The sequence below is a fragment of the Corallococcus llansteffanensis genome, assembly GCF_003612055.1.
In the GTDB taxonomy this organism is placed as follows: domain Bacteria; phylum Myxococcota; class Myxococcia; order Myxococcales; family Myxococcaceae; genus Corallococcus; species Corallococcus llansteffanensis.
The window spans coordinates 1-6,803 of sequence record NZ_RAWB01000538.1; the positions used below are offsets into that span (position 1 = coordinate 1).

8 protein-coding genes are annotated in these 6,803 nt (G+C 70.9%); 6 read left to right on the forward strand and 2 right to left on the reverse strand.

Annotated elements, in window-relative coordinates; translation table 11 throughout:
- Positions 1-65: 65 nt before the first annotated feature.
- On the reverse strand, positions 66-326 hold the full coding sequence (locus D7V93_RS34360; RefSeq protein WP_244237680.1) for a phosphopantetheine-binding protein: 261 nt from the start codon (positions 324-326) through the stop codon (positions 66-68).
- A 14-nt stretch (positions 327-340) separates the two neighbouring features.
- Positions 341-2,008, reverse strand: a complete 1,668-nt coding sequence (locus D7V93_RS34365) for an AMP-binding protein (protein ID WP_120647397.1) — start codon at positions 2,006-2,008, stop codon at positions 341-343.
- Between the two features lie 284 nt (positions 2,009-2,292).
- Here D7V93_RS34365 and D7V93_RS34370 point away from each other — a divergent pair, with 284 nt between their 5' ends.
- The 6 genes from D7V93_RS34370 to D7V93_RS34395 form a co-directional block, all read left to right on the forward strand.
- Positions 2,293-3,156 carry a thiamine pyrophosphate-binding protein gene (locus D7V93_RS34370; RefSeq protein ID WP_208723248.1) on the forward strand — a complete coding sequence of 288 codons (864 nt, stop codon included), beginning with the start codon at positions 2,293-2,295 and terminating at the stop codon, positions 3,154-3,156.
- Positions 3,153-4,202, forward strand: coding sequence for a transketolase family protein (locus tag D7V93_RS34375; protein WP_120647399.1), 1,050 nt, complete (start codon positions 3,153-3,155; stop codon positions 4,200-4,202). Before D7V93_RS34370 ends, D7V93_RS34375 begins: the two co-directional genes overlap by 4 nt.
- Before the next feature lies 1 nt (position 4,203).
- Positions 4,204-4,410, forward strand: a complete 207-nt coding sequence (gene lysW / locus D7V93_RS34380; protein ID WP_120647400.1) for a lysine biosynthesis protein LysW — start codon at positions 4,204-4,206, stop codon at positions 4,408-4,410.
- 9 nt (positions 4,411-4,419) lie between these two features.
- Entirely contained in the window at positions 4,420-5,262 is an 843-nt protein-coding gene (locus tag D7V93_RS34385; RefSeq protein WP_120647401.1) for a RimK family alpha-L-glutamate ligase, read from the forward strand.
- Entirely contained in the window at positions 5,259-6,302 is a 1,044-nt protein-coding gene (gene argC / locus D7V93_RS34390; RefSeq protein ID WP_120647402.1) for an N-acetyl-gamma-glutamyl-phosphate reductase, read from the forward strand. Before D7V93_RS34385 ends, argC begins: the two co-directional genes overlap by 4 nt.
- 36 nt (positions 6,303-6,338) lie before the next feature.
- Positions 6,339-6,803: phage major capsid family protein (locus tag D7V93_RS34395; RefSeq protein ID WP_244237681.1), on the forward strand; the 465-nt coding region annotated here is incomplete at its 3' end.

Consider the following 6,803-nt stretch of genomic DNA (forward strand, 5'->3'; position numbering starts at 1 on the left):
GGGGTGCTCGGGCATGGCGCGCTCGGGGGTAGGGGTGGAGGCCGCCTCTCAAGGGCGGCGCGGCTTCATGCGTTCAGTTCCTCGCGCAGCTGTTCGCACAGCGCGGCCACGTCCCGGAGCGTGTTGAACAGGTCCACCATGGTCACCTCCACACCCAGCTCGCTCTCGATGCGGTTGGACAGGAGCGTGGCCATCAGCGAGTTGCCGCCGATCTCCAGGAAGTGGTCCTCCGGGCGGACGACCTCCACGCCCAGCAGCTCCCGCCACCAGCCGGCCAGCTTGCGCTCCATCTCCGTGAGGGACGCGTCGTCGGTGCCCTGGCTCAAATCCGTTTCTCTCCTCACGCGGGCTTCAACCGCTCCCGCAGCAGGTACTTGCGCACCTTGCCGGTGGCCGTCTTGGGCATCTCGTCGATGACGTCCAGCCGGTCCGGCCAGTACTGGTTGGACATGCCCTGCTGCTTGAGGTGGTCGCGCAGCTCCGTGAGCGTGGGCTGCGCTTCGCCCTCGCGCACCACTACCACCGCGCACACCCGTTCGCCGCCAATCTTGTCGTCCGAGTGCGCGACGACCGCGACCTCCTTCACCTTCGGGTGCGAGTACAGCGCGGACTCCACCTCAACGACGGGGATCTTGTACCCATATCGGAAGATGACGTCCTTGAGCCGCCCCACGATGCGGATGCCGCCGCGCCCGTCATCGCGCGCCAGGTCGCCCGTGTCGAACCAGCCGTCCGCGTCCACCGCCGCCGAATAGACGTCCTCGCGCTTGAAGTAGCCCAGGCACTGGCTGGCGCCCCGCACCAGCAGCCGCCCCGTCCCGTCCGGGTACGGCGTGCCGTCCTCCGCGATCGCCGGGACAATCCGCGTCTGCATCCACGCCACCGCCCGCCCGTCGCTCTGGCTGGGCCAGTCCGGCGGGTCGTCATGGCGCGTGATGGTGACCGCGCCGTTCTCCGTCATGCCCCACAGCGTGTGCAGCCGCACGCCGAACGTCTCCCGCACCGCCGCGATGAGGTGCGGCGGCACGGGGATGGAGCCCGTGGCGATCTGCCGCAGCGTGGACGTGTTTCGCTGGCGCTTCTTCTGCAGCGCGATGAGGTTCATCAGGTACGTGGGAATGCCGTACGTGAACGTGACGCCATGCTCCTCGAAGAGCTTGAGCGTCAGCTCCGGATCGCCCACGTCCATGTAGACGGCCGTGGCCCCCAGCAGCATGGGCATCAGGTACGAGTACGTGAAGCCCGTGGACGCCGTCAGCAGCGACGGCAGCGCCACCACGTCCGTGCCGTCGATGGCCAGCGTGTCGCACAGCGCGCGCGTGATGCCGTAGTTGGTGTTGTGGGAATGCACCACGCCCTTGGGCTCTCCCGTCGTGCCAGACGTGTAGAGGATGTTGCACACGTCGTCCGGCCCCGCAGGCGCCACGCCGTCCAGCGACGCCTCCTGCTCCCACTTCCGCTCGATGAAGTGGCGCTCGAAGTCCCGCTCGCCCGCCTGCAGGCCGTCGTTGCTGCCCAGCAGCACCCGGTGGCGCAGCGACGGGAGCACCATCGCCATCTCCCGCGCCATGTCCCGGTGCGAGTGCCCCGTCCACGACGTGGGCCCCACGTACACCGCCGCCTCCGTGCGCCCCAAGATGAACTCCACCTCGCGCCGCCGGTAGTCGGGAGGAATGGGCGCGATGACCGCCCCCAGCCGCGCGCACGCCAGCGCCAGCGCCGTGAAGTGCCACCCGTTGGGCAGCTGCACCGCGACGATGTCCTCGCGCCCCACGCCCAGATCCCGCAGCGCCAGCGCGAACCGGTCCATGTACCGCGCCAGCTCCGCGTACGTCAGTCGCGTGACGTCCTTGGAAAAATACCGTGCGGCGATGATCGCGGTCTTGTCCGGATGGGCCTCGACGCAACGACGCAGATCGTCAACCACGGTGGTGTCGCGCCACCAACCCTTGCCCCGGTACTCCGCACCCTTCACCAACGCCGCTGCGTTATGGAAGCGCTGCCCCATCTGAAGGTCTCCTCGGGTTGACTTGATGTCCGCGAATGCCGAGCGTGATGCGAGTGCAACGTCGCGAGATTACCGGGCTAGACGGTTTTTTCTTGTACATCTACATCTTAAGAAAATCCGCGTTGACGGCGCATGATGCGATTTCCTAGGGTGGCTCACAACAGCCGGTAGACGGGGCTGGCGCCAGCGAAGCAACGGGCATGACTCTCTCGGCGAATCCATCCACACCCGGGCCGGCGCGCGATGCGCGAACGCCTGATGAACCCACGGCCGGAAGCGGCCCGGTGGCGCCTGCCCGCTCCCCGGACGGGGGCACGGGCGCTGCGTCGGACGCGGGGTTCACGCTGCTGCCCCGGCGCGCGCGGCGCATCCGGCAGACCATCCTGCGGCTGGCGGCGACGCCGGCGGGCTGTCACCTGGGTGGGTCGCTGTCCATGGTGGAGATCCTGGTGGCGCTGCTGGGGCGGGTGATGCGCGTGGATCCGCGCGCTCCCAAGGCGCCGGAGCGCGACCACCTCATCCTGTCCAAGGGGCACGCGGCGGCGGGGCTCTACGCGGCGCTGGCGGAGTTCGGCTTCGTGGACGTGGAGGCGCTGGTGCGCGGCTACAACGCGGACGGCAGCATCTTCACCGGCCACGTGAACGCGGCGGTGCCGGGCGTGGAGTTCGCCACCGGCAGCCTGGGCCACGGCCTGGGGCTGGGCGTGGGGCTGACGCTGGGGCACAGGCTTCGCGGCGAACCCAACCGCACCTTCGTCGTCTGCGGCGACGGGGAGATGGGCGAGGGCTCCAACTGGGAAGCGCTTCAAGTCGCGTCCCATCGCAAGCTCACCGCGCTGACGCTGATCATCGACCGCAACGGCGGCCAGAACGACGGGCCCACCGAGGCCATCCTGTCGCAGGAGTCGCTGGTGCCCAGGCTGGACGCGTTCGGCTTCCAGGCGCTGGAGGTGGACGGGCACGACCTGCCGGCCCTGTGCGCGGCGCTGGAGGCGCCCGTCGTGGGCGACCGTCCGCGCGCCATCGTCGCCCGGACGCGCAAGGGCGCGGGCGTGCCGATGCTCAAGGGCAAGGGGCCGCACTACGCCGTGTTCTCGCCGGAGCACCTGCGCCGCGCGCTCGCCTCGCTGGGGGAGGACGGCTCATGAGCGCTTCCGTGGTCCCCCCGGGGACGCAGGGCCCGGACCTGTCCCTCGCGCCGGAGGCGTGGCTTGCGGCGCACCCGGAGCTGTCGTCGCGGCTGGTGTTCCGGCACGCGGCCGCGCGGTTCGCGGAGGAGGACGCGCGCGTCGTCTTCCTGGAGGCGGACCTGGGCGGCGGCGGTGATCCGTTCGAAGCGCGCCACCCCCAGCGCTACTTCAACCTGGGCATCTGCGAGGCCACCATGCTGGACATGGCGTGTGGCCTGGCGCACGTGGGGCACACCGTCATCGCGCACAGCTTCGCGGCGTTCGGCGTGATGCGCGCGTGCGAGCAGGTGCGGCTGAACCTGGCCTATGCGCGCGCCAACGTGAAGCTGGTGTGCGACTACGGCGGCGTCGCGGGCGCGTTCTTCGGCCCCACGCACCACGCGATTGAAGACCTGGCCGTGCTGCGCGCGATGCCCAACCTCACGGTGGTGTCGCCCGCGGATGGCCTGGAGACCGTGCACGCCACCCGCGCGATGCTCGCGTACGACGGGCCGGTGTACCTGCGGCTGGGCCGCAACCGCGTCACCCGCCTGGACGGGCCGCGTCCCCCCTTCGAGCTGGGCCGCGCCGCGCTGCTGCGCGAGGGCGATGACGTGGGGCTGCTCGCGCACGGCGAGGTGGGCGTGTCCGTCGCGCTGGACGCCGCGCGGCTGTTGGAGGCGCAGGGGCTGTCCGCGCGCGTGCTCAACGTGCACACGCTGAAGCCGCTGGACGAGGAGGCGGTGCGCGAGACGGCATCGCGCACGCGGCTGCTCGTGACGGTGGAGGAGCACAACGTGCTCGGTGGACTGGGCAGCGCGGTGTGCGAGACGGTGTGCGAGCTGGGCCTGAGCCGGCGCGTGCTCCGGGTGGGGTTGCAGGACCGGTATGACGCGGTGGCGGGCTCGCACGAGGCGCTGCTGCGGGGCCATGGGTTGGAGGGCGGGCAGGTGGCCGAGCGCATCCTTGGAGTGCTCCCAAGAACCCCGGTGTTTGCCGTGGGATCCGAAACGAGGAGGGACTGACATGCAGGCCCAGAACCACCCGAACCCGACGACGGATGCCGTGGTCGCGAACCAGTGTCCGCTGTGCTCGCAGCAAGTGGTTGCCGCGAACCGCATGGTGGGTGAAGTCCTCTCCTGCGACGGCTGTTCCGCCGAGCTGGAGGTCGTGGGCGTGAACCCCCTTCGCTTGGAGGAGGCCCCCGAGGTCGAGGAAGACTGGGGGGAGTAGCCCCAGGCCATGCGCAAGGTCGACCTCGTCTATACGCGCGTGCGCACCGAGGAGAAGCTCCTCCTCGAAGCGCTGCGCAGGCGCGACTGCGCCGTCAACATGGTGTCGGACTCGGGGATGGCGCTGTCGATGGACCGACAGCCCCCTTCCGAGGCGGACACCGTGCTGATGCGCAGCATGTCCTTCACACGCGCGCGCTACCTGGCCACGTTCCTGGAGCTGAAGGGGCTGCGCGTGCTCAACAGCGCGCGGACCATCTCGCTCTGCGGCGACAAGGCCCTCACGTGCGCCGCGCTGGCCGCGAAGGGCGTGCCCATGCCGTGGGCGTTCGTGGCCTTCGACGAGGACGCGTGCCTGGACGAGATTGAACGCCGGGGCTACCCCGTGGTCACCAAGCCCGTGCTGGGAAGCTGGGGTCGGATGGTGGCGAGATTGGACTCGCGCAGCGCCGCGGAGGGCGTGCTGTCCACGCGCTTCGGCACCGGCGGCGCGCAGGACCACGTGGCGCTGGTGCAGGAGTACGTGGACAAGCCGGGCTACGACCTGCGCGTCTACGTCATCGGCCGGGCGGTGGGCGGCCTGCGACGCCGCTCCGAGCACTGGATCACCAACACCGCGCGGGGCGCCGTACCGGAGCGCTACGAGGTGCCGGTGCTGCACGCGAAGCTGGCGGAGGCCGCGGCGGAGGCGGTGGGCGGGGACATGGTCGCGGTGGACCTGCTGGAGACGCGCGACGGCCACGTCTACGTCAACGAGATCAACCACTGCGTGGAGTTCGCGCGCAGCATCGACGAGACGGGCGTGCCCCTGCCGGATCTCATCGCGGAGTACGTCGTCGGGGGCAAGCGATGAGCGCGCGCGTGGCGGTGCTGGGCGCGGCGGGCTACACCGGCGGCGAGGTGCTGCGCCTGCTGCTGGCGCACCCGGCCGTGGAGGTGGTGCAGGCCACGTCCAACCAGTTCGCCGGCAAGCGGCTGGACTTCCCGCACCCGCACCTGCGCGGCCTGGGCACCCTGCGCTACACGCCGCACGACGCGCTGGAGGCGTGCGACGTGCTGGTGAGCTGCCTGCCGCAAGGGGAGTTGCTCGCGCGCTGGCCCAGGGTGTGCCGGCTGGCGGAGCGGGTGGTGGACCTGAGCGCGGACTTCCGCCTGGACGCCGCGGGGCACGCGCGCTGGTACGGCAAGCACCCGCGCCCGGAGGACGTGCCCACGTTCGTCTACGGCCTTCCGGAGTGGATGGGAGACGCGCTCGCGGGCGCGCGCCACGTCGCGGTGCCCGGGTGCATGGCGCACGCGGGTCTGCTGGCGCTGCTGCCCCTGGTGCACGCGGGGCTCGCGCGCACGGACGTGCTGGTGGTGGACGCGAAGACGGGCTCGTCCGGAGGTGGCTCGACGCCGGACCGCTCCTCGCACCACCCGGAGCGCGCGAACGCGCTGCGCTGCTACAAGCCGGTGGGCCACCGCCACACGGGGGAGCTGGAGGGCATCGTCGAGCGCGTCACCGGCGCGAAGCCCACCATCCACTTCAGCGCCACGGCGGTGCCGGGCGTGCGCGGCATCCTGGCCACGGTGCACGCCTTCGCGGCGCGGCCGGTGGACGAGGCGGAGGTGGTGCGCGCCATCGCCACGCGCTACCGCGAGAAGCCCTTCGTTCGGCTCCTGCGGCCCAGCGCCTCGCTGTCTCCGTTCCCGGAGCCCGGGCCGCTGCTGGGCACGAACCACTGCGAGCTGGCGGTGGACGTGGACGCGGAGCGGGGCCGCATCGTGGTGAATGCCGCCATCGACAACCTGGTGAAGGGCGCCGCCGGTACGGCGGTGCATGCGCTCAACCTGATGCTGGGCCGCCCGGAGACCGAAGGCCTGGGCTTCCGCGGTCTGCATCCGCTCTAGACAGCGTCGTCACAGCGTCGCGAGGAGTCTCACGCCATGAGCATCAAGATGAAGGCGGACGTGTCCATTTCCCCCGGGGCGGCCTTCGCGGCCGCGGTGCAGAAGCACGGCACGCAGGCCCACGTGGACTACGACAACTCCATCGTGGACGCGTTCCCCGGCTTCAAGCGCCGTCCACGCATCGCGGTGCGCGGCATGTTCAAGACCGCGAAGGCGGAGCGCGACCCGGTGCCCTTCTGGTACGAGACGCACCCCCAGACGAAGGCTGCGGGGCCGGTGGAGGACGTGGATTTGCGCCCCGAGGCGGGCTTCGAGTTCCACCAGGACACCCAGGCCCTCAAGCCCACGCGCGCGTGGATCCAGGTGCCGCGCAACCTGCTGGAGGACCCGCAGTCGCTGGCGCAGTTCATCGACTTCCGGCTGCTCGTGCGGCTGAACACGGCGGAGAACCAGGCGCTGTGCATCGGCAAGGGCGGGGAGGGCGTGCGGGGCCTGCTGCAC